The 20,054-nt window shown below is 69.5% G+C and carries 18 protein-coding genes; 8 read left to right on the forward strand and 10 right to left on the reverse strand.

Annotated elements, in window-relative coordinates:
• Positions 1-1,419: 1,419 nt before the first annotated feature.
• Positions 1,420-2,100, reverse strand: coding sequence for a DNA alkylation repair protein (locus tag QLQ12_RS44970; protein ID WP_282767219.1), 681 nt, complete (start codon positions 2,098-2,100; stop codon positions 1,420-1,422).
• A 294-nt stretch (positions 2,101-2,394) separates the two neighbouring features.
• Here QLQ12_RS44970 and QLQ12_RS44975 point away from each other — a divergent pair, with 294 nt between their 5' ends.
• Positions 2,395-3,048 (forward strand): acVLRF1 family peptidyl-tRNA hydrolase, encoded by a 654-nt coding sequence (locus tag QLQ12_RS44975; protein ID WP_282767220.1) that lies wholly within the window; start codon positions 2,395-2,397, stop codon positions 3,046-3,048.
• Here QLQ12_RS44975 and ypfJ read toward each other — a convergent pair.
• Positions 3,026-3,940, reverse strand: a complete 915-nt coding sequence (gene ypfJ / locus QLQ12_RS44980; protein WP_282767221.1) for a KPN_02809 family neutral zinc metallopeptidase — start codon at positions 3,938-3,940, stop codon at positions 3,026-3,028. The two genes, QLQ12_RS44975 and ypfJ, sit on opposite strands and share 23 nt — an antisense overlap.
• Before the next feature lie 202 nt (positions 3,941-4,142).
• On the opposite strand from ypfJ, the gene QLQ12_RS44985 reads away from it, so the two are divergent.
• From QLQ12_RS44985 to QLQ12_RS45000, 4 genes are all read left to right on the forward strand, one after another.
• Positions 4,143-5,747: an ABC-F family ATP-binding cassette domain-containing protein gene (locus QLQ12_RS44985; RefSeq protein WP_282767222.1), complete on the forward strand. Its 1,605-nt coding sequence runs from the start codon at positions 4,143-4,145 to the stop codon at positions 5,745-5,747.
• Positions 5,748-6,153: 406 nt separating this feature from the next.
• The gene (locus tag QLQ12_RS44990; protein WP_014441759.1) at positions 6,154-6,381 is read left to right on the forward strand and encodes a helix-turn-helix domain-containing protein; all 228 of its coding nucleotides are present in this window, start codon (positions 6,154-6,156) and stop codon (positions 6,379-6,381) included.
• On the forward strand, positions 6,378-7,166 hold the full coding sequence (locus tag QLQ12_RS44995) for an enoyl-CoA hydratase/isomerase family protein (protein WP_282767223.1): 789 nt from the start codon (positions 6,378-6,380) through the stop codon (positions 7,164-7,166). The genes QLQ12_RS44990 and QLQ12_RS44995 overlap by 4 nt, the downstream gene beginning before the upstream one ends.
• A 72-nt stretch (positions 7,167-7,238) precedes the next feature.
• Entirely contained in the window at positions 7,239-9,104 is a 1,866-nt protein-coding gene (locus tag QLQ12_RS45000) for an ABC transporter ATP-binding protein (RefSeq protein ID WP_328518352.1), read from the forward strand.
• Between the two features lie 485 nt (positions 9,105-9,589).
• Here QLQ12_RS45000 and mug read toward each other — a convergent pair whose 3' ends face one another.
• The 5 genes from mug to QLQ12_RS45025 form a co-directional block, all read right to left on the reverse strand.
• On the reverse strand, positions 9,590-10,189 hold the full coding sequence (mug, locus tag QLQ12_RS45005; protein WP_407651709.1) for a G/U mismatch-specific DNA glycosylase: 600 nt from the start codon (positions 10,187-10,189) through the stop codon (positions 9,590-9,592).
• Positions 10,186-10,947, reverse strand: coding sequence for an SDR family oxidoreductase (locus tag QLQ12_RS45010; RefSeq protein ID WP_282767224.1), 762 nt, complete (start codon positions 10,945-10,947; stop codon positions 10,186-10,188). The genes mug and QLQ12_RS45010 overlap by 4 nt, the downstream gene beginning before the upstream one ends.
• A 65-nt stretch (positions 10,948-11,012) precedes the next feature.
• On the reverse strand, positions 11,013-11,633 hold the full coding sequence (locus QLQ12_RS45015; RefSeq protein WP_282767225.1) for a TetR/AcrR family transcriptional regulator: 621 nt from the start codon (positions 11,631-11,633) through the stop codon (positions 11,013-11,015).
• A complete protein-coding gene (locus QLQ12_RS45020) occupies positions 11,602-12,531 on the reverse strand; it encodes an alpha/beta fold hydrolase (protein ID WP_282767226.1) in 930 nt (309 codons plus the stop codon). The genes QLQ12_RS45015 and QLQ12_RS45020 overlap by 32 nt, the downstream gene beginning before the upstream one ends.
• 141 nt (positions 12,532-12,672) lie before the next feature.
• Positions 12,673-13,257 carry a TetR/AcrR family transcriptional regulator gene (locus QLQ12_RS45025; protein ID WP_282767227.1) on the reverse strand — a complete coding sequence of 195 codons (585 nt, stop codon included), beginning with the start codon at positions 13,255-13,257 and terminating at the stop codon, positions 12,673-12,675.
• A gap of 164 nt (positions 13,258-13,421) precedes the next feature.
• On the opposite strand from QLQ12_RS45025, the gene QLQ12_RS45030 reads away from it, so the two are divergent.
• Positions 13,422-14,072, forward strand: a complete 651-nt coding sequence (locus QLQ12_RS45030) for an HAD family hydrolase (RefSeq protein ID WP_282767228.1) — start codon at positions 13,422-13,424, stop codon at positions 14,070-14,072.
• A 182-nt stretch (positions 14,073-14,254) separates the two neighbouring features.
• Positions 14,255-15,172: a serine protein kinase RIO gene (locus QLQ12_RS45035; protein WP_282767229.1), complete on the forward strand. Its 918-nt coding sequence runs from the start codon at positions 14,255-14,257 to the stop codon at positions 15,170-15,172.
• 97 nt (positions 15,173-15,269) lie between these two features.
• Here the strand turns inward: QLQ12_RS45035 and QLQ12_RS45040 are convergent, their stop codons facing one another.
• Both QLQ12_RS45040 and QLQ12_RS45045 read right to left on the reverse strand, forming a co-directional pair.
• Positions 15,270-15,515, reverse strand: a complete 246-nt coding sequence (locus QLQ12_RS45040) for a DUF2630 family protein (RefSeq protein WP_282767230.1) — start codon at positions 15,513-15,515, stop codon at positions 15,270-15,272.
• 28 nt (positions 15,516-15,543) lie between these two features.
• Positions 15,544-16,257, reverse strand: coding sequence for a hypothetical protein (locus tag QLQ12_RS45045; protein ID WP_282767231.1), 714 nt, complete (start codon positions 16,255-16,257; stop codon positions 15,544-15,546).
• 31 nt (positions 16,258-16,288) lie between these two features.
• Here QLQ12_RS45045 and QLQ12_RS45050 point away from each other — a divergent pair, with 31 nt between their 5' ends.
• The gene (locus QLQ12_RS45050; RefSeq protein WP_282767232.1) at positions 16,289-16,879 is read left to right on the forward strand and encodes a sugar O-acetyltransferase; all 591 of its coding nucleotides are present in this window, start codon (positions 16,289-16,291) and stop codon (positions 16,877-16,879) included.
• 324 nt (positions 16,880-17,203) lie between these two features.
• Here QLQ12_RS45050 and acnA read toward each other — a convergent pair whose 3' ends face one another.
• Positions 17,204-19,981, reverse strand: a complete 2,778-nt coding sequence (acnA, locus tag QLQ12_RS45055) for an aconitate hydratase AcnA (protein ID WP_407651710.1) — start codon at positions 19,979-19,981, stop codon at positions 17,204-17,206.
• Between the last annotated feature and the right edge of the window lie 73 nt (positions 19,982-20,054).

Below are 20,054 nucleotides of genomic sequence, written 5' to 3' on the forward strand. Positions count from 1 at the left end.
CAACTGCTCGGCCAGCCGCCGGATCGTCGGTTTGGGGTCCGACTCGCGATACAGGCGCACGGCACGCGCCCGCAGTTCGTCGGGGTACTTCTTCGGTGCTGCCACAGATGCTTCCTTCCCATGATCAGTCGATCATGTTTGAGAAGCTCCGTTGAAGCGGGGGGAACTCACCCGGCAAACTTTGACACCCGTTGTGGGTGTGGGCTACACCCACAACGGGTGTCAGATTTTTGGAGATGCATATAGCCGGAGCGATCGAGGGCCGCTCTGCCAGCACAAGGACGAAGGTGGTGACGATGACGTCCCTGGACGGCAGCGCGCTTCAAATAACAGCGCGTTCGTTCTAAACAACAGCGCGTTCGTTCTAAACAACAGCGCGTTCGTTCTAAACAACAGCGCGTTCCTGGACGGCGGCGCGCCTTAGGTGGCAGCGCTTCCTGGACGGCGGCGCGCCTTAGGTGGCAGCGCGTTCCTGGACGGCGGCGCTTGGCGCGGCGGCAGCGGTCCTTGGTCGTCGGTGCCTGGCTGGCCGGCGTCGGTGCTTGGCTGGCCGGCTGCCATGACTGCTTGGCCGGCGGAGGGCTGGCATGACTGCCTCGACGGGCGGGCTGCCATGACACGTTGGTGGGCAGCTTCCATGACCGCTCGGCGGGGCGCACCTTCTCTGAAGAGGACCAGACGTCCGATGGGCCGGTGGCCGAGCGTGTAGTGCTTGATGGCCGGTGGCCGAGCGTGTAGTGCTTGATGGCCGGTGGCCGAGCGTGAAGCGCTTGATGGGCTCGGCTTTCGTGCGCGCTTGGTAGGGCGGACTTTTCTTACGCGGCTGCGGGCGTGGCAACGCGGTGGCCGAGCTGGCCGGGTCGAGCCGAACGGCCCGCTCACATTCCCGGATATCGCTGTTCTGATAGAGGCACTTCACGGTTGTAAATATGCGCTGAGGACGGAATCCGTCGCCCTCTCACGGCGCCAGAGGTGATCGCTGTGCTGGTTGTGGACGCGCCGCAGCACTGGGAGAGGGAGCTGCCATCGCAATCACCTCGTTCCCGGTGCGTCCTACTTTCGGCAGCGCGAGCCCATCGTGCAGGTGTCAGGAGCGGCTCCGCCTCGCACCTGTACGACTTCAGCTCGGCCCAGCCGGCACCGGACCGGGACCGGGATCGAAAGGGCGTCGGCACGGGACCGGGATCGAAAGGGCGTCGGCACGGGACCGGGATCGAAAGGGCGTCGGCACGGGAACGGCATCGAAAGGGCGTCGGCACGGGAACGGCATCGAAAGGGCGTCGGCACGGGAACGGCATCGAAACGGCACCGGCTCCGGCTCCGGCACCGGAACGGCATCGGAACCGCAACCGCACGGTAACGGCATCGGAACCGGAACGGCTCCGGGACCGGCGCTGGGCTGTCGTTGTTGCGGGGTGGTCATAGGTGCTTTGCCGCCTCGCGGATGGAGAGCGGGGACAGGCTGTCCGCGTGGTCGGAGAGGAAGGTGCGGACGGCTGCGGGATCGGTGCGGGCGTACTGGCGCAGGGCCCAGCCGATCGCCTTGCGGACGAAGAAGTCGCCGTGGGTGGCTTGGCGGGCGCAGTAGCCGAACAGGCGCTCAGTGTCGGTGGCCTCGCGATAGTGCAGCTGGTGCAGGATCGCGGTGCGGACCAGCCACATGTCGTCGGCTTCGGCCCACTGGTCCATCCGTGCGGTGAGAGCCGGATGACGCCGGACCAGGCCGGCGGTGACGTGGGTTGCCAGGGGGTCCACTGTGTCCCACCAGGATTTCGTCGTGACCAACTCGGCGACGGTATCGAGGAACGCCGGGCCGGGGATCTTGACGTGGGCGGTCAGATAGTCACAGGCGAACTGCTGGAACTCACGCTCGGCCCGGGACCAGCAGGCCATGGCCACGTCGCGCAGCTCGGTCTCGGTGGGTTTCGGCAGGCCGGCCAGGGAGAGGCGGGCCTGGGCGCGCCGGACCGCGCTGGGCAGGCCGAGGAACGGGAACCGGCCACGCATGTAGGCGGCCATGCCGACGGCCCGCTCCGGGTCGCGGACCTCCTCGAACGCGCCGGCGAGCCGGTCGGTGAGAACTGCCACGAGGTCGCCCATGCCCCGCATCCTGCCACCGGGGTCCGACATCTTCCCTGAGCGTGCAGGTCACGGCGAGGGGTCCGCGGAGTGTGCTGGTCACGGCGAGGAGTCCGCGGAGTGTGTGGGTGGGGCGAGGGGTCCGCGGAGTGTGTGGGTGGGGCGAGGGGTCCGCGGAGCGCGCAGGTCACGGCGAGGGGTCCGCGGAGCAGGCGGCGGAGCAGGCGGCGAGGGGTCCGCGGAGCATGTGAGTGGCGGGGGAGGGTCCGTGGAGCGTGCAGGTCACGATGGGCAGGGGCACCGTAGGCTGGCGGGATGGTGGAACGAGCGGCCGCCGGCGGCGGTAAGTGGGTCGACGTCGCGCCTGAGCGGCTGCCGCGGTGGCTGGAGAATTTCGGGGCGCGTCACGGCGCGTACACCGAAGACGGATTGACCGTGATCGGCGCTGACGGCGCGTCGGCGACGCTGCAGTCGCCGCCGGGTGCAGGCCCGGCTCTGACGGTGGCCGAGTTGATCGTTCAGGCGCGGGCACCGCGGCGGCTGGGGTTGCTGCTGGCCCGCAAGGGCGCGGTCGCCGTCGGCATCGCTGATGGCGACGAGCTGGTGGTGTCCAAGGTGGACCGCAACTATGTGCAGGGGCGGACCGCGGCGGGCGGCTGGTCGCAGCAGCGCTTCGCGCGCCGCCGCGACAATCAGGCGAAGGCGGCGGCCAGCGACGCCGTCGGCATCGCTGGGCGCATTCTTCTTCCGGAGGTGCGCTCACTCGCCGCGCTCGTGGCTGGTGGCGACCGTTCCGCCGTGGACGCGATCCTGGCCGCGCCGCAGCTGGCGGCGGTGGCCGCGTTGCGTACCGGAAGGCTGCTGGATGTGCCGGAGCCGCGGCACGCGGTCCTGGTGTCCGCGGTGGCCGCGGCTCGCGCCGTGCCGATCCTGATCCGGGAGCCGGTTACAGAACCACCCCGGCCTTGAACGTGTCGCACTGCTTCGGGTCGCCGGACTCCCAGCCGACCCGGAACCACTTCTGGCGCTGCTCGGACGAGCCGTGGGTGAACTGTTCCGGATTGATGTCGCCGCCGCCGCGCTTCTGCAGCGTGTCGTCACCGATTTGACCGGCGGCCTGGATGCCTTCCTGGATGTCGGTGTCGGTGAGGCTGACGAAGATCTTGTCGCCGTCCTTGTCGGTGGTGTTCGCGGCCGAGTGCGCCCAGGCCCCGGCGTAACAGTCGGCCTGGAGTTCCAGTTTCACCGACTCCGCGTTGGCCGAGTCCGGGTCGCGTTCCTGACGGCGGCGCATCTCCGCCTCGGTGCCGAGCACGTCCTGCACGTGGTGGCCGTACTCGTGGGCCAGCACGTAGGGCTGCGCGAACTCGCCCGGCGCGCCGAGCTGCTTCGACAGCACCTGGTAGAAGGAGAGATCGATGTAGATCTTGTCGTCGGCGGGGCAGTAGAACGGGCCGACACCCGAGTCGGCGGAGCCGCAGGCGGTGTTGACGGCGTTCTGGAAGATGTGGGTCTTGGCCGGCACATACTGTTCGCCGAAGGACTTCGGGAACTGGTCGCGCCAGTAGTTCTGGATCGACGTCACGAACAGCCCGTTGCGGCACTCCAGCACCTGGAGTCTCTGCTGTTGGTCGGCGCCGCACCGGGTCAGTGGCGTGCCGGTCGGCTCGCTGCTGCCGCCGCCGCCGAGAGTGTTGATGCCGAAGTAACCGCCGACCAGTGCGATGACCAGGGTGACCACGATCCCGGCGAGCCCGCCGCCGCCGATCGGGAGCCCGCCGATGCCGCCGCCCGAGCCGCCCGATCCGCGTCCGTCCTCGATCTGACTGGTATCGATGTCGGCGCGTTCGTTGAGTTCCATCTAGTCCCACCTTCGCCACGGTTGCCCGGCGAATACCCGGTGGCACTGTGAATTAATCGAGTGGGAGGTGCCGGTGGCGGCCCGGTAGTATGGCCGCGTGCTGCTCTGCGAAGGCTGACCTGCCCCGCGCCGACCGCCTCATCTGGTGGCCGGCGCTTTATTGCGCCCTGAGTCAGCCCGATCACCGAGAGCGAGAAACTTCATGATTACCGCCACCGGACTTGAACTTCGCGCCGGCGCGCGCATTCTGATCTCCCCGACCACGCTGCGGGTGCAGCCCGGCGACCGGATCGGCCTGGTCGGCCGCAACGGCGCGGGTAAGACCACCACGCTGAAGGTGCTGGCCGGCGAGGGCATCCCCTACGCGGGCGCCGTCGAGCGGACGAGTGAGATCGGTTACCTCCCGCAGGACCCGCGCACCGGCGATCTGAACGTGACCGGTCGCGACCGGGTCCTGTCCGCCCGCGGTCTGGACGCCATCCTCACCGAGATGCAGAAACTCGAGGTGCAGCTCGAGGAGAGCTCCGACGAGAAGCTGGTCCGGCGGTACGGCAACCTGGAGGACCAGTTCTCCGCTCTCGGTGGGTACGGCGCCGAGGCCGAGGCCGCCCGGATCTGCGCGAACCTGGGCCTGCCCGAGCGCGCGCTGGCCCAGACGATCGGCACCCTCTCCGGCGGCCAGCGCCGCCGGATCGAGCTGGCCCGCATCCTGTTCGCCAACTCGGGGCAGAACGGCAAGGGCATCCTGCTGCTGGACGAGCCCACCAACCACCTCGACCACGACTCCATCGCCTGGCTGCGCGGTTACATGGCGCAGCACAAGGGCGGCCTCATCGTGATCAGCCACGACGTCGAGCTGCTCGACGCCGCGGTCAACAAGGTGTGGTACCTCGACGCCAACCGGGCGGTCGTCGACATGTACAACATGGGCTGGAAGACGTACCTGGAGGCCCGGGAGACCGACGAGCGCCGTCGCCGCCGCGAGCGGGCGAACGCGGAGAAGAAAGCCGGCGCCCTGATGGCGCAGGCCGACAAGATGCGGGCCAAGGCCACCAAGACGGTCGCCGCGCAGAACATGGCCCGTCGTGCCGAGAAGCTGCTCGGTGGGCTGGAAGAGGTGCGCAGCTCCGACAAGGTGGCGAAGGTCCGGTTCCCGAGTCCCGCCCCGTGCGGCAAGACTCCGCTGACCGCCTCCGGCCTCTCCAAGTCGTACGGCTCGCTGGAGATCTTCACCGACGTCAACGTGGCGGTGGACCGCGGCTCCCGGGTCGCCATCCTGGGGTTGAACGGCGCCGGCAAGACGACCCTGCTGCGGATGCTCGGCGGCCTGCTCGAGCCGGACACCGGTGAGGTGCGCGCGGGGCACGGGCTGCGGCTGGGCTACTACGCCCAGGAGCACGAGACGCTCGACGTGGACCGGACGATTCTGGACCACATGCGCAGCGCCGGCTCCGAGCAGACCGACACCGAACTGCGGAAGATCCTGGGCGCCTTCCTCTTCTCCGGCGATGACGTGGACAAGCCGGCCGGTGTGCTCTCCGGTGGCGAGAAGACCCGTCTTGCTCTGGCGACCCTGGTCTGTTCCGGGGCCAACGTGCTCCTGCTCGACGAGCCGACGAACAACCTCGACCCGGTGAGCCGCGAGCAGGTGCTCGACGCCATCGCCAATTACCCCGGGGCGATCGTGCTGGTCACCCACGACGCCGGCTGTGTGCAGGCGCTCAAGCCGGACCGGGCCATCCTGCTGCCCGACGGCGACGAGGACGCGTGGAGCGACGACCTGCTGGAGCTCGTCGAACTCGCCTGACCCCCCGATCATCGCCGATCGTCAGTTGTCAACTGGTGCCCACACAGACAGTGCGATGTTCGGGCGTTTCCCACCAGGACGGGCACCCGGCGACCGGTACGCTGCAAGGTCGAGTGTCACGCCATGGAGCGATCACAGCACTCTCCGGAGCGATCGAGGGCATCCCCTCGATCGAGTGTTTTCGCAGGTGATCGATGGTCTTGGGCGACGACCCGCCGACCCGGAAATGGGTGCCACCGAGCGTCCGCCAAACTGTCTGACATTGATGCCCGTGGTAACCGTCAAGTTCCTGACAGTAATAAATGGGCACGTTCACGAGGGCTAGATACCTGGCGCATGATCGTCCGAGACGGTGTAATGGGTGGGACCGTATCTGACCGCACTGTCTGCGACGTGAGGATTCAAGATGGCAGCCACTGGCACTGCTACCAGTACTGAGAAGGGTCGTCGAATCGTCGGTAGCGAGCGGCAGTCGCTCGCCAAGGACCTGGTGAAGCGTTACACCTCCGGCGAGAGCATCCGTGCGCTGGCCGCCTCCACCGGCCGTTCCTACGGATTCGTGCACCGCGTGCTCACCGAGTCGGGCGTGCAGTTGCGCCAGCGTGGTGGCGCTCGGCGCCGCAAGAAGGCGTGACGGCCGGCAACGCCGGACCGGGCACCGACGAGGCAGGCGTTCGCTACGAACAGGACGGGCCGGTCGCGACGGTGACGTTGTGCCGGCCCGACGTTCTCAATGCCCAGACTCCGGCCATGTGGACGGAACTCGGCAACATTTCCCGTAAATTGCCGGGTGACGTACGGGTCGTCATTGTCCGGGCCGAGGGGCGCGCGTTTTCCGCGGGCCTGGATCTGTCGGTCGCGAAGGGCGACGGCGATTCTTCGCTGGTCCGCCTGGCGCAGTTGTCCGCGTCCGAGTGCGCGGATCGCATTGCCGGGTTCCAGACCGCGTTCACCTGGTTACGCAGTCCGTCCATTGTGACGATTGCCGCGGTGCAGGGACACGCCATCGGCGCCGGCTTCCAGTTGGCGCTGAACTGCGACATGCGTGTCCTCGCCGACGACGCGCGGTTCTCCATGGCCGAGGTGACGCTCGGCCTGGTGCCCGACCTGGGCGGCACGAGGCGGCTCACCGAGCTGCTCGGACCCTCCCGGGCGCTGGAGATCTGCGTGACCGGCCGGCGGATCGCGGCGGACGAGGCGGACCGGATCGGCCTGGCGACGGCCGTGGTTCCCCGATCCGAACTCGATCCGGCGGTGTCCGACCTGGCCGCCGCGGTGCTGGCGGCGGACCGGGGTGCGGTCGCCGAGATCAAGGCCCTGCTCGCGGGTGCGCCCCTGCGGTCGTACGCGGAGCAGGACCGGGCCGAACGTGAGGCCCAGACACGACGGCTCAGCGACCTGCTGGGCTCCGGGGAGTAGATCACCTCCCGGGTTTGTCGTACCCACGAGGCAGACTGTGTTCTGCCCGTCGAACGACACCCGGGAGGTGACATGAACAGCTGGAGTGTTCTGCGTTCGATCCAGAACGCCGACAAGGTCGACCAGCACCGGGTCCGTCAGGGCACCGCCAGGCGGATCCTGCGTTTCGCCGGGCCCTACCGCCGCGACATCACGATCTTCCTGCTGACGGTGGTGCTCGCGGCCGGCATCGGGGTGGCCACCCCGCTCCTCGCCGGCCACGTGATCAACGCGATCACCGCCGGTGGCTCCGGCGCGGCCTCCACCGTGATCCGGCTGGCGCTGGTGATCGCCGGGCTCGCGGTCGCCGACGCGCTGCTCTCGCTCGCCCAGAGGTGGTACTCGGCCCGCATCGGTGAGGGCATCATCCTCGACCTGCGCACCAAGGTCTACGACCACGTGCAGCGCATGCCGTTGCAGTTCTTCGCGCGCACCCAGACCGGCGCCCTGGTCAGCCGGCTCAACAACGACGTCGTCGGCGCGCAGCGGGCGTTCACCTCGACGCTGTCGGGCGTGGTCAGCAACGTCATCCAGCTGGTGCTCACTGCCGCCGTGATGTTCACCCTGTCCTGGCAGATCACCGCGCTGTCGCTGATCCTGCTGCCGGTCTTCATCGTGCCCGCCCGCCGGGTCGGCAAGCGGCTCGCCGAGATCACCCGGGAGTCCTACAACCTCGACGCCAAGATGAACGCGACGATGACCGAGCGGTTCAACGTCTCCGGCGCTCTGCTGGTCAAGCTCTTCGGCCGGCCCGACACCGAGGCCGCCCGGTTCGGTGAGCGCGCGTCCCGGGTTCGTGACATCGGTGTCCAACAGGCGATGTACTCACGCACCTTCTTCGTGGCGATGCTGCTGGTCGCCTCGCTCGCGCAGGCCCTCACCTACGGGCTCGGCGGCTGGCTCGCCGTCCGCGGCAGTGTCTCGGCCGGCACCGTCGTCACCCTGGCCCTGCTGCTCACCCGCCTCTACGGCCCGCTCACCGCGCTCAGCAACGTCCGGGTCGACGTGATGAGCGCGCTGGTCTCCTTCGACCGGGTCTTCGAGGTGCTCGACCTGTCACCCGGCATCGCCGAGAAACCCGGTGCCGTGCCCGTCCCGGCCGGATCGGGGCGGATCGAGTTCCGCGATGTGCGGTTCCGCTATCCCAGCGCCGACCAGGTGTCGCTCGCCACGCTGGAGGACGTCAGCGCCCTCGACCGCACCGAGCAGGCGGAGGTTCTCACCGGTCTCGACTTCACCGTTGAGCCGGGGCAGATGGTCGCGCTGGTCGGGCCGTCCGGCGCCGGCAAGTCGACCACGTCGATGCTGGTCTCCCGGGTCTACGACGTCACCGGCGGCGCGGTCCTGGTCGGTGGGGTGGACGTCCGCGATGCCACCCTGGAGTCGCTGCGCGACACGGTCGGCGTGGTCACCCAGGACTCGCACCTGTTCCACGAGACGATCGCCGAGAACCTGCGTTACGCCCGGCCCGACGCGACCGAGGACCAGATGTGGGACGCCCTGACCGGGGCCCGCATCGCCGCCCTGGTCCGGGCCCTGCCGGACGGGCTGGAAACGGTCGTGGGGGAGCGGGGGTACCGCTTCTCCGGCGGCGAGAAACAGCGCCTCGCCATCGCGCGGCTGCTGCTCAAGCAGCCGTCTATCGTCATCCTCGACGAGGCGACCGCCCACCTGGACAGCGAGTCCGAGGCGGCGGTGCAGCGGGCCCTCGCCGAGGCGCTGCGCGGCCGGACCGCGCTGGTGATCGCACACCGGCTCTCCACGATCCGGGAGGCCGACCAGATCCTGGTGCTCGACGAGGGCCGGATCGTCGAGCGCGGGCGGCACGAGGAGCTGATCCTCACCGGTGGGCTCTACGCGAGTCTCTACCGGACCCAGTTCACCGAGGCGGTGATCTGATGGGTTTCCTGATCACGTTCGCGGTGCTGGCGGTGATCTGCGCCGGGCTGATGCGGTTCGCTCTCTGGGCTCGCCGCAGGGGGATCGGCGGCGGCCTGATGGGGCCGATCGACGAGGCCTGGCATCCGTCGGCTGACCGGTTCCGCCGCGAGACCGCGGTGCACGAGCAGCGGGTCCTGCCACCGCGGCCCGGCGACGACCGGGACCGTCCATCGTGCTCCGTCCGCGCGGCGAAGAACCCGGCGGCGCGAGTGGCCGCGCTCGGCAGCACGCGGCGGCGTGGGTGCCCGTGCGGGGAGGACGTGGCGGCGTGGGTGTCCGTGCGGGAGACGCGGCGGCGCGAGTGGCCGCGCTCGGGAGAACGTGGCCGCGCTCGGTGGCCGGGTCGTCCCGGCCACCGCGATCGTGGTCCAGAGTCTGGAGCGCGACTGGCTCATCGATGGGGAGATCGTCCCGCGGGCCGAGCGCCCGCGGGCGAGGCCGGATCAGTGGCCGGCCGTCGCCGCGGCCGCGGTTCGCAGCGCCGCGAACTCGGTGATCAGGGCGGGAAGCTGGAAGTGGGCGTTCAGGCCGCTCGGGTTGGGCAGCACCCATACCGGCACGCCGGAGATCGTCTCCGCCTGCCGGCCCATGCGAGCCCGAGGCCGTCCGAACGCCGCCCGGTAGGCGGTCACCCCGAGCACCGCCAGGAAGCGGGGCCGTAAGCGGCCCACGCGCTCAGCCAGCAGGACGCCGCCGGCGATGAACTCCTCCGGCGCGAGTTCGTCGGCGCGGGCGGTGGCCCGGGCCACCACGTTGGTGATGCCGAGCCCGAGCGCCGGCAACAGATGCTGCTCCGACGGGTGCAGCAGCCGGTCCGTGAAGCCGGCTCCGTGCAGCGCCGGCCAGAACCGGTTGCCCGGCCGCGCGAAATGATGGCCGGTCGCCGCCGAGTAGAGGCTGGGATTGATGCCGGAGAACAGCACCATCAGATCCGGCGCCGCCACATCGGGAATGGTCCGCCCAGCCGCGGCCGCCATCTCGGCGGGGCTGGGACGCGGCGTCGCCGCCGGGTTCGTGCGGGCGGGGTGAGCGCGGCGGGTCACAGGGCGCGCATGGCGCCGCCGTCGACCGCGACAGCGACCCCGGTCACGTAACTCGCCGCCGGTGACAGCAGGAAGGCCGCGACCCGCCCGAACTCCGACGGCTCGCCGATCCGGCGCAGCGGGATGGCCGAGGCCGCCCTCTCCGCGGCCTCCACCGGGTCGTCGCTGGCCGCGAACAGTTCCTTGTTGCGGTCGGTCATGAACCGGCCGGGAAGCACGCTCAGCACCCGCACCCCACGAGGCGCGAACTCGTCGGCCATGTCCTTCGCCACCATCGCCAGGCCAGGCCGGAAACCGTTCGACAGGCCCAGGCCGGTCAGCGGTGTCTTCGCCGAGGTGGACAGCACCATCGCGATCGCGCCGCCTTCCGGCAGCGCCGACGCGAAGGTGCGGGCCGCCCGCACCGAGCCGAGGAACACCGTTTCGAACGCGCTGGTCCACTGGTCGTCGCTCATGCTCGCCGCGGTTCCCGGCGCGGGGCCGCCCACCGAGATCAGCGCCCCGTCGAGCCGCCCGAAACGCTCCTGCGCCACGTGCACCAGTTCCCGGGGGGTGCTCGGATCGGCGAGGTCGGCCGTCACCCCGAGGGCGTGTTCCGGCCCGCCCAGTTCGGCCACGGCGTCGTCGACCCGGTCGGCGTCCCGCGAGGAGATCACCACCCGCGCGCCGTCGGCGACGAGCGCCTGCGCGGTGGCGAACCCGAGCCCGCGTGAGGCTCCGGTGAGAAGGAAGACGCGATCAGCGAGCCCAAGGTCCATGCCATCGATCCTGCCACCCGTTCACCGGGCCCGCCGCCACGGCCGGGCGGTGTTCCGCCGGCCGATCATTGGGGCCGGGCCGTGTCGGCGATCGCGAGCACGGCGCCGGTGGCGGCGACGAGATCGAAGGTGGGATCGGCGAGCGTCTCCGCGACGACCGCGTCGACCGCGCCGCCGAGGATGATCGCGAGCACGCGGCTGTCCACGTCGGGCCGGTACTCGCCGGCCGCGGCGGCCGCGTCGATCAGTGCGGCGAGCGGCTGCCAGCGGGCCGGCGATCGCCGGTCCTCGATACCGGTGTCGTTCTGTCCGTCAAGCGCTTCGACGATGACCCGGACATGCGAGGGGTTGGCCGCCATGTGGCCGAGCATGGCCCGCAGGTATGCCTCCACGGCCGCCGCCGGTGTCCGCGCCGACTCGACGGCCGCGCCCACCTGTTCGGTGAGCGATGCGATCACCGAGGAGTACGCCGCCCGGATCACCGCGTCCTTGCTGGTGAAGTGGTAGATGACCGCGGCCTTGGTGATCCCGGCGGCATCGGCGATGCGCTGCAGCGAGCACCTCTGGTAGCCGTGCCGCGCGATCAGGTCGACGGTGACGGCGACCAGCTGTGCCCGGCGCGCCCGCTCGGTGAACGTCGGCCCGCGTCGCGGGTCACCCGATGGTGCTGAGGAATCGGCCGGCATCGGTGGCGATTCTATCGGCGGCCTCGCCGTTGACGGCGTGTGACGCTCCCTCATATGTCAGGACCGTGGCCTGGGGCAGTGATTCGCGCGCGACCCGTGCGCCTTCGACGGGATCGTGCATGACGGTCGCGCCCGCGAAGATCACGAGGACCGGCGCCCGCACCTCGCCGAGCTGTCGGGTGGAGAACCGGTCGGGCGCGGGCAGCCGGCGGACGTAGTCCCGCATCCCCGACTCGATCATGTCGGCCACCGGGACGTCCTCCACGGGCGCTCCGTTCGCGGTCCAGCTGTTGAAGGAGTCCCGCCAGCTTCGCGGCGCCCACCGGACCGCCAGGGGGATGGTGCGTATCACCGCCCCGGTGGAGATTGCGGTGAAGGTGAACACCGGGTCCAGCAGGATCGTCCCGGCCACCTTCTCCGGCCGCCGCACGGCGAGATTCATCGCGGTCCAGCCGCCGATCGACAGGCCGACCAGCACCAGCCGCGGCTCCGGCAGCGCGGTGAGCGTCTCGTGCAGCCAGTTCGCCTGGTCGTCGGAGGTCTCGATCGGGCGATCCTGGACGCTCGCGCCGGGCTCGCCGAGCAGGTCGACGGTGTAGACGGTCCGGAGACTCAGCAGAGAGGGCAGGTTGTCGGCCCACACCGGGGAGGCCGATCCCCAGCCGGGCAGCAGGAGCAGGGGAGGCTTCTCCGGCTCGGCGCCGGCGAAGCGATAGACCCGCACGATGCCGTAGCCGGTTCGGATGTCGAGGGTCGCTTCCGGCCGCGGCATCGCACCCATGGCTTCGGCGTACGCCGAGCCGAAACGGTCACGCCCGGCCGCGGAGGTGAAGTAGCCCACCGGGGCGGAGGGCGCCCGCACGGAGAACCAGGCCACCGCGGTCAGGATCACGGTCACGGCGATGGCGATCAGCGGAGTACGTCGCTTGGCTAACCACATGGTTAGAGAACTGACCGCCTGGTAGATCCCTACACCAGGGTCACTTCGCAGATGGTGAAGCGCGGCTCCGGACTCGTGGAGCAGATGGTGAAAGGGCGCTCAGGGTTTGCGGACCGCGGCCTCGACGACGTCGAGCACCCGGGCCAGCTCGCCGGCCGGGCGGCCGGTGGCCAGGTGGAGCACGAGGCCGTCATAGGCGAGTTCGAGGAACTGGGTGAGCACCTCGACCGGGACGTCCTCGCGGAGGACACCGGCGTCGCGCTGGCGCTGCAGCCGTTCGCGGGTGGCGTCGGCGATCGCGGCGGAGCGCTGTGCCCAGCGTTTGGCGAAGGCGGGGTCGGTGCGGCGCCGGTGGGCGACCTCGAGCTGGGTGCCGAGCCAGCCGGCGGTGTCGCCCTCGCTCTCCCCGGTGCCGGCGCGTTCCAGCAGCTCGCGCATCACCTGGACAAGGCCGTTGCGGGCGACCGTCTCGGCCATGCTGGCCGCGTCGTCCTCGGCGACGGCGAGGAACAGGTGCTCCTTGTCACGGAAATGGTGAAAAATCGCGCCGCGGGACATGCCGGTGGCCTCTTCGAGGCGGCGGACGGTGGCGCCGCCGTAACCGAACCGGGCGAAACAGTTGCGGGCCGCGCTGAGGATCTCGTGGCGGCGCGCATCTAGCTGGTCCTGACTCACCCTGGGCACATCGCTGATCGTGTCATGGGCTGCGACCCTCTTGCAATCCGTACGTACGGCTTACTAGAACTCCGAGTCCCTCGACCGGATGACGCGAATTGCGTCATGCCCCCTACGGTTTGTTAACACTCCTGGACTGTTCGGTTCCGCGGGCGCTCACGTAAAGTGCCCGCGTGCCTCTAGTCTTCCTCGCGCTGGACGACACCCTGCTCGATCGCAGCGGTGCGTTCCGGTTGTGGGCCAAAGGCTTCCTGGACGAGATCTCGGCACCGCAAGATGATCTGGAATGGCTGGTCGCGGTCGACGCGGACGGGCTCACCTCCCGCTGGGACCTCGCCGACCTGATCCGTGATCGGTACCGGCTGCGGGTCTCCTCGATCGACATGGTCGACGAGCTGAACGGTGGCCCACTCACCTACGAGCGGCTGGACCCGTTGGTCGGCTGCGCGCTGGAGATCGCCGGCGAGGCCGGGCTCGTCCCGGTGGTGGTCACCAACGGCCCGACCGAGCAGCAAGACGCGCGGATCCGGCGGACCGGCCTGGACCGGTACGTCGCCGACTGGGTGATCTCCGAGGAGTGCGGGGTCAGCAAGCCGAACCCGCGGATCTTCGCGCTGGCCGCCCAGCGGGTGCGGATGCGGCTGGCCGGGGCCTGGGTGCTCGGCGACAGCCCGGAGGCCGACATCGGCGGCGCGGCGGCGCTCGGGCTGCCGAGCGTGTGGGTGCATCGCGGGCGGGACTGGGTGGACAACCGGTTCGCGCCGACCCACGCGGTGGGGAACGTGATCCAGGGTATTTCGGCGATCATGGCCGCCAGAGACTGACCTGGCGTAAATAGGTTGCGCGTGCGGCGGTGATCCGCGAGAGTCATCCGCGCGCCGTCGGCTGAGCCGTCGCGCACCGTGAGACCCGACGAGAAAGAGAAGGGGGTGGACCTCATGGCCGTCTTTGTGATGCCTGCTGTCCCCGCTTCCCCAGATGGTTCTTTCTCCGAGGAGACTCTCCAGTGCGCGAGCACGATTCTTACGGTTCCACCACCATGCGCGGCAAACGCAACAAGTTCGACGACGACGAGCCCGACTTTCTGAAGGGTGGCCGGCTGACGCCGGCCCTGAAGGAGGACCCGGATCTGCCCGACGAGGGCGACCGCTGGTCCACCTGGGACGGTGCCCTGCACGGTCCCGAGCCCCGGCCCGACTGGGTGCGCACCGAGCACGGCGCGGTCGACACCGAACTCGGCATGCTCAAGACCGGCAAGGAAGCCGATGTCTTCCTGGTCCAGCGTGCCGTTCCCGACACTGACAAGGTCAGCATGCTGGCCGCTAAGCGCTATCGCGACGGCGACCACCGGCTGTTCCACCGCGACGCCGGCTATCTCGAAGGGCGCCGGGTCCGCCGGTCCCGGGAGATGCGGGCGATGACCAACCGCACCGCGTTCGGTAAGGAGCTGATCGCCGGGCAGTGGGCGGCCGCCGAGTTCGACGCGCTCGGCCGGCTGTGGCAGATCGGGCAGGAGGGTGGACTGGTCTGTGTGCCCTACCCGGTGCAGCTCATCGGCACCGAGGTGATGATGGAGTTCATCGGCGACTGGGAGACCGGCGAGGCCGCGCCGCGCCTCGCCCAGGTGCGGGCGGACGCCGACGAGCTGGCCGACCTGTGGCGGCAGATGACCGACGCGTTGTCGGTGCTGGCGCGGGCACAGGTGGCACACGGTGACCTGTCGCCGTACAACACGATGGTGCACGACGGCCGGCTCATCATGATCGACCTGCCGCAGATCGTCGACGTGGTCGCCAACCCGCGCGGCGGCGAGTTCATCGCCCGTGACGTGCGCAACGTGGCGAGTTGGTTCAGGTCTCGCGGCCTGGCGATCGACGAGGAGGCGCTGATCGAGCGCTTGCTCTACGAGGCGGGGCTGCGCTGACCTCCTCGAAGGCGCCGGCTTCTCCTCCGGAAGCGCTGAGGTGCACCAGGCCCGGTCCGCGGCCGCCGCGTCCGCGGTGGCCGCGACCGGGGCCGGGTCACTGAATGTAGTTCTCCACCTCGGCGGTGTCGTGGGCCTGCTCGGCGTCGGGGTCGTGCCCGGCGTCGCGGGCCGCACGGCGCCGGCGCAGCAGGTCCCAGCACTGGTCGAGGGACTCTTCCAGATCCTTGAGGCGGCTGTGCTCCTCGTCGGAGGAGATGCTGCCCGCACTCAACTGGCGGCGAAGCTTGTGCTCCTCGTCGACCAGTTCGCTGATCCGGCCCAACACAATCTTGTCATCCATTGTTGAAGCCTATTCAGTTCGCGTCCGTTCACCACACCGGCTCCGGTGGGATATCGAGTGGTGTGTCCGGCATGCCGAGCCGTGACCGGGTGTCGGCGATGTCGTTGCACAGCCGCCGGAACAGCGCCGGCCGATCCTCGGTGAGCGCGCTCAGCGCCGCCGCGCGGCGGCCCAGCTCGCGTTCCCACTCCACGGCCAGACGGTCCGGGCGGATCCGGTCGAAGTGCTTGCGCGCCAGCTCGGCGTCACCGCTCAGGCCGGCGGCGGCGCCGGTGTGGAAGGTGTGCCACCAGGATGTGGCGCCGACCCGGCTCTGCGGGGCGGACAGCAGGCGCGCGACGTCCGCCGGCGTCGCGAACTCCTGCCGCAACTGGACCACCCGTTGCCGGGCGATGCCGGTGACCTGTTTCAGGTCGGCGGCGAACCGGTCGTCGCCGACGTGCCGGATGCCGTCCACCCAGACATGGCCGTCGTGGGGCCGGTCGGTGGCGAAGTCACCGGTCTCCTCCCGCCAGTGCAGTCTGCCGCCGTAGTCGTAGGTGAGCTCGGTCATCGGTCCCCACAGGAACTTGGCGCCGACCATCAGCTGGGTGTCCCCGCTGCGGGCCCGCTCGAAGCCGGCGAGCAGCAGCCACCAGCCACGGTCCTCGACCCACAGCCGGGTGCGCTTGTGGCGCTGCAGCCCGAGAGGACGCAGTTCCGCCTGGGCCGCGGCGACGACCATCTGATCAGGTGTGGGCATCGACCGACCTTAGCCAAGTTAGGGTCGGTCAGTGACGCTTGACGCTCAGCGGGAGCACATTCTCTCCGGCCGGATGTACAACGACCTGACCGATGAGCTGGTCCAGGCCCGGCAGCGGACCGTGCTGCTGACCGACGACTACAACGCCAGTTTCGGAAAGCCGCAGGCCGAGCGGGAGGCGATCCTGCGGCGGCTGCTCCGGGCGGTGGGCCGGGACTGCCATTTCGAGCCGATGTTCCGCTGCGAGTTCGGCTTCAACATCAGCGTCGGCGACAGCTTCTATGCCAACTTCGACTGCGTGATGCTCGACGGTGGCGAGATCACCATCGGCGACCACGTGCTGTTCGGGCCGCGCGTCGGGATCTACACCTCGAACCACGCCATCGACCCCGCCGAGCGGGCCGCGGGAGCGTGCTACGCCAAGCCGGTGACGATCGGGAACAACGTCTGGATCGGCGGCGGCGTCACCGTCAACCAGGGCGTGACCATCGGCGACGGCGCGGTCATCGGCTCCGGCAGCGTGGTGACCCGCTCGATCCCGGCCGGGGTCATCGCCGCCGGCGTCCCGGCGCGCGTCCTACGCGACATAACCGACGCCGACCGCACAGGCTGGCACCCCTAGTCGTCGCCGCCGCCCACCGCCGCCGCCCACTGCCTGACCTCCCGCGATCTTGTGGAGTTGCCCGGCAACGGTGCGGCGAAAGTCTGCAAGATCGGCGGGGGGAGAGGGGTGTTCGCAGCGTTGCGCCGGCCGTTGCTGTCGATGGTGGTGAGTTGGCCGATGACGGTGCGACGAGAATTCGCAAGGTCGGCGCGTTGAGTGGCGGCCGTGAGGGCGGGTGGATGCCTTTTGCGTGGGGCGGGGCGGGTGGCCGTACGAGATGAAGGTCTTGGAAAGCGGACGGCCCGCCTCCCGTGAGAGGGAAGCGGGCCGTGACCAGCCAGATCAGCTGCGGAGCATCTTGCGCAGGACGTACTGCAGGATGCCGCCGTTGCGGTAGTAGTCGGCCTCGCCGGGGGTGTCGATCCGGACGACGGCGTCGAACTCGACGCCGGTGTCCGTGGTGACCTTGACCGTGCGCGGCGTGGTGCCGTTGTTGAGCTCGGTGACGCCGGTGAACGAGAAGGTCTCGGTGCCGGTGAGGCCGAGCGACTCGGCGTTCTGACCCTGCGGGAACTGCAGCGGCAGCACGCCCATGCCGATCAGGTTCGAGCGGTGGATGCGCTCGTAGCTCTCGGCGATGACGGCGCGGACGCCCAGGAGCATGGTGCCCTTGGCGGCCCAGTCACGGGACGAGCCCGAGCCGTACTCCTTGCCGGCGAGGATGACCAGCGGGATGCCGGCTTCCTGGTAGGCGGTGGAGGCGTCGAAGATGGTGGTCTGCTCGCCGGTCAGGTGGTTGAGCGTGAAGCCGCCCTCGACATCGTTCAGCAGCTGGTTGCGCAGCCGGATGTTGGCGAAGGTGCCACGGATCATGACCTCGTGGTTGCCGCGGCGCGAGCCGTAGCTGTTGAACTCGGCGCGCGGGACGCCGTGCTCCGCGAGGTACTTGCCGGCGGGCGAGTCCGGCTTGATCGAGCTGGCCGGGGAGATGTGGTCGGTGGTGACCGAGTCGCCCAGCTTGGCCAGGACGCGGGCGCCGGAGATGTCGTTCACCGGGCTCGGGTCGGCCGACATGCCCTCGAAGTACGGGGGCTTGCGGACGTAGGTGGAGTCCTCGGACCACTCGAACGTCTTGCCGGCCGGGGTGGGCAGCGACTGCCACTTCTCGTCGCCGGCGAAGACGTCCTGGTAGGCGGTGCTGAAGCCGTCGGCGCCGATCGCCTGCGCGATGACGTCGTCGATCTCCTTCGCGGTCGGCCAGATCTCGTTGAGGAAGACCGGCTTGCCGTCGGAGCCGATGCCGAGCGGCTCGGTGGTGATGTCGATGTCCATCGAGCCGGCCAGGGCGTACGCCACCACCAGCGGCGGGGACGCCAGGTAGTTCATCTTGACGTCCGGGCTGATCCGGCCCTCGAAGTTCCGGTTGCCGCTCAGGACGCTGACCGCGGTCAGGTCGGCCTCGTTGATGGCGGCCGAGATCTCCTCGGGCAGCGGGCCCGAGTTGCCGATGCAGGTGGTGCAGCCGTAGCCGACCAGGTTGAAACCGACCTTGTCCAGGTACGGCGTGAGGCCGGACCGGTCGTAGTAGTCGGAGACGACCTTGGAGCCCGGGGCGAGGGTGGTCTTGACCCACGGCTTGCGGGTCAGGCCACGCTCGACGGCCTTCTTGGCCAGCAGCGCCGCACCGATCATGACCTGCGGGTTCGACGTGTTCGTGCAGGACGTGATGGCGGCGATGACGACCGCGCCGTGGTCCAGTTCGTACTCCACGCCGTCGTCGCCCTTGACCCGGGTGGGCTTGGAGGTGCGGCCGGTGGCGCCGAGGGCGGCGCTGAAGACGTGCGGCTTGTCGGCCGGGTCGTCGACCCCGTTGGCCGGCGAGTCGCTGGCCGGGAAGGACTCCTCGCTGGCCTCGTCGGCGTGGCCCTGCGGCTGCACGTAGTTCGTGAGCGCGTCGCGGAACATCGACTTCGCGGCGTTCAGCGGGACGCGGTCCTGCGGGCGCTTCGGGCCGGCCAGCGACGGGACGATCGTCGACAGGTCGAGCTCGAGCTTCTCCGAGTAGTTCGGCTCGGCGTTCGGGTCCAGCCACAGGCCCTGGCGCTTCGCGTACGCCTCGACCAGCGCGACCTGCTGCTCGGTGCGGCCGGTCAGCTTGAGGTAGTCGATGGTCTGCTCGTCGATCGGGAAGATCGCGACGGTCGAGCCGTACTCCGGCGACATGTTGCCGATGGTGGCCCGGTTCGCCAGCGGGACGGCGCTCACGCCGGGGCCGTAGAACTCGACGAACTTGCTGACCACACCGTGCTTGCGCAGCATCTCGGTGATGGTGAGCACCAGGTCGGTGGCAGTGGTGCCGGCCGGCGCCTCGCCGGACAGCTTGAAACCGACGACCCGCGGGATCAGCATGCTGACCGGCTGGCCGAGCATCGCGGCCTCGGCCTCGATGCCGCCGACGCCCCAGCCCAGCACGCCCAGGCCGTTGACCATGGTGGTGTGCGAGTCGGTGCCGACCACGGTGTCCGGGTAGGCCTGGCCGTTGCGCTCCATGATGGTGCGGGCCAGGTACTCGATGTTGACCTGGTGCACGATGCCGGTGCCCGGCGGGACGACCTTGAACTCGTTGAACGCGGTCTGGCCCCAGCGCAGGAACTGGTAGCGCTCACGGTTGCGCTGGTACTCCAGCTCGACGTTGCGCTCGAAGGCGTCCGCACGGCCGAACAGGTCGGCGATGACCGAGTGGTCGATGACCAGCTCAGCCGGCGCGAGGGGGTTGACCTTGGTGGGGTCGCCCCCCAGGTCCTTCACGGCCTCACGCATGGTGGCCAGGTCGACCACGCAGGGAACGCCGGTGAAGTCCTGCATCAGCACCCGTGCCGGGGTGAACTGGATCTCGACACTCGGGTCGGCGTTCTGGTCCCAGCTGCCGAGCGCGTTGATGTGGTCGGCGGTGATGTTCGCGCCGTCCTCAGTGCGCAGCAGGTTCTCCAGGAGGATCTTCAAGGAGTAGGGCAGACGATCATGCCCCTTCACCTTGTCGATCGTGAAAATCTCGTAGCTCGCGTCTCCGACGCGCAGCTCGCTCTTCGCACCAAAGGTGTCGAGGCTGGCCACCGTCATCTCCTTCACACCCAGCGACTGGAAGTCAAGTCTTTCGCACCGAAAGGGCGACCTCTTGGTTAGGTATGCCTAA

The sequence above is a fragment of the Actinoplanes sandaracinus genome (genome assembly GCF_030009775.1).
GTDB lineage: Bacteria > Actinomycetota > Actinomycetes > Mycobacteriales > Micromonosporaceae > Actinoplanes > Actinoplanes sandaracinus.

Excerpts from the sequence above, each read along its gene's own strand:
- ypfJ (WP_282767221.1), bottom strand. The coding sequence starts at position 3,940 with ATGGAACTCAACGAACGCGCCGACATCGATACCAGTCAGATCGAGGAC.
- QLQ12_RS45000 (WP_328518352.1), top strand. The coding sequence starts at position 7,239 with ATGAACAGCTGGAGTGTTCTGCGTTCGATCCAGAACGCCGACAAGGTC.
- acnA (WP_407651710.1), bottom strand. The coding sequence starts at position 19,981 with ATGACGGTGGCCAGCCTCGACACCTTTGGTGCGAAGAGCGAGCTGCGC.
- QLQ12_RS44970 (WP_282767219.1), bottom strand. The coding sequence starts at position 2,100 with ATGGGCGACCTCGTGGCAGTTCTCACCGACCGGCTCGCCGGCGCGTTC.
- QLQ12_RS44985 (WP_282767222.1), top strand. The coding sequence starts at position 4,143 with ATGATTACCGCCACCGGACTTGAACTTCGCGCCGGCGCGCGCATTCTG.
- QLQ12_RS45045 (WP_282767231.1), bottom strand. The coding sequence starts at position 16,257 with ATGCCCACACCTGATCAGATGGTCGTCGCCGCGGCCCAGGCGGAACTG.
- QLQ12_RS45010 (WP_282767224.1), bottom strand. The coding sequence starts at position 10,947 with ATGGACCTTGGGCTCGCTGATCGCGTCTTCCTTCTCACCGGAGCCTCA.
- QLQ12_RS44975 (WP_282767220.1), top strand. The coding sequence starts at position 2,395 with ATGGTGGAACGAGCGGCCGCCGGCGGCGGTAAGTGGGTCGACGTCGCG.
- QLQ12_RS45015 (WP_282767225.1), bottom strand. The coding sequence starts at position 11,633 with ATGCCGGCCGATTCCTCAGCACCATCGGGTGACCCGCGACGCGGGCCG.
- QLQ12_RS45040 (WP_282767230.1), bottom strand. The coding sequence starts at position 15,515 with ATGGATGACAAGATTGTGTTGGGCCGGATCAGCGAACTGGTCGACGAG.
- QLQ12_RS44990 (WP_014441759.1), top strand. The coding sequence starts at position 6,154 with ATGGCAGCCACTGGCACTGCTACCAGTACTGAGAAGGGTCGTCGAATC.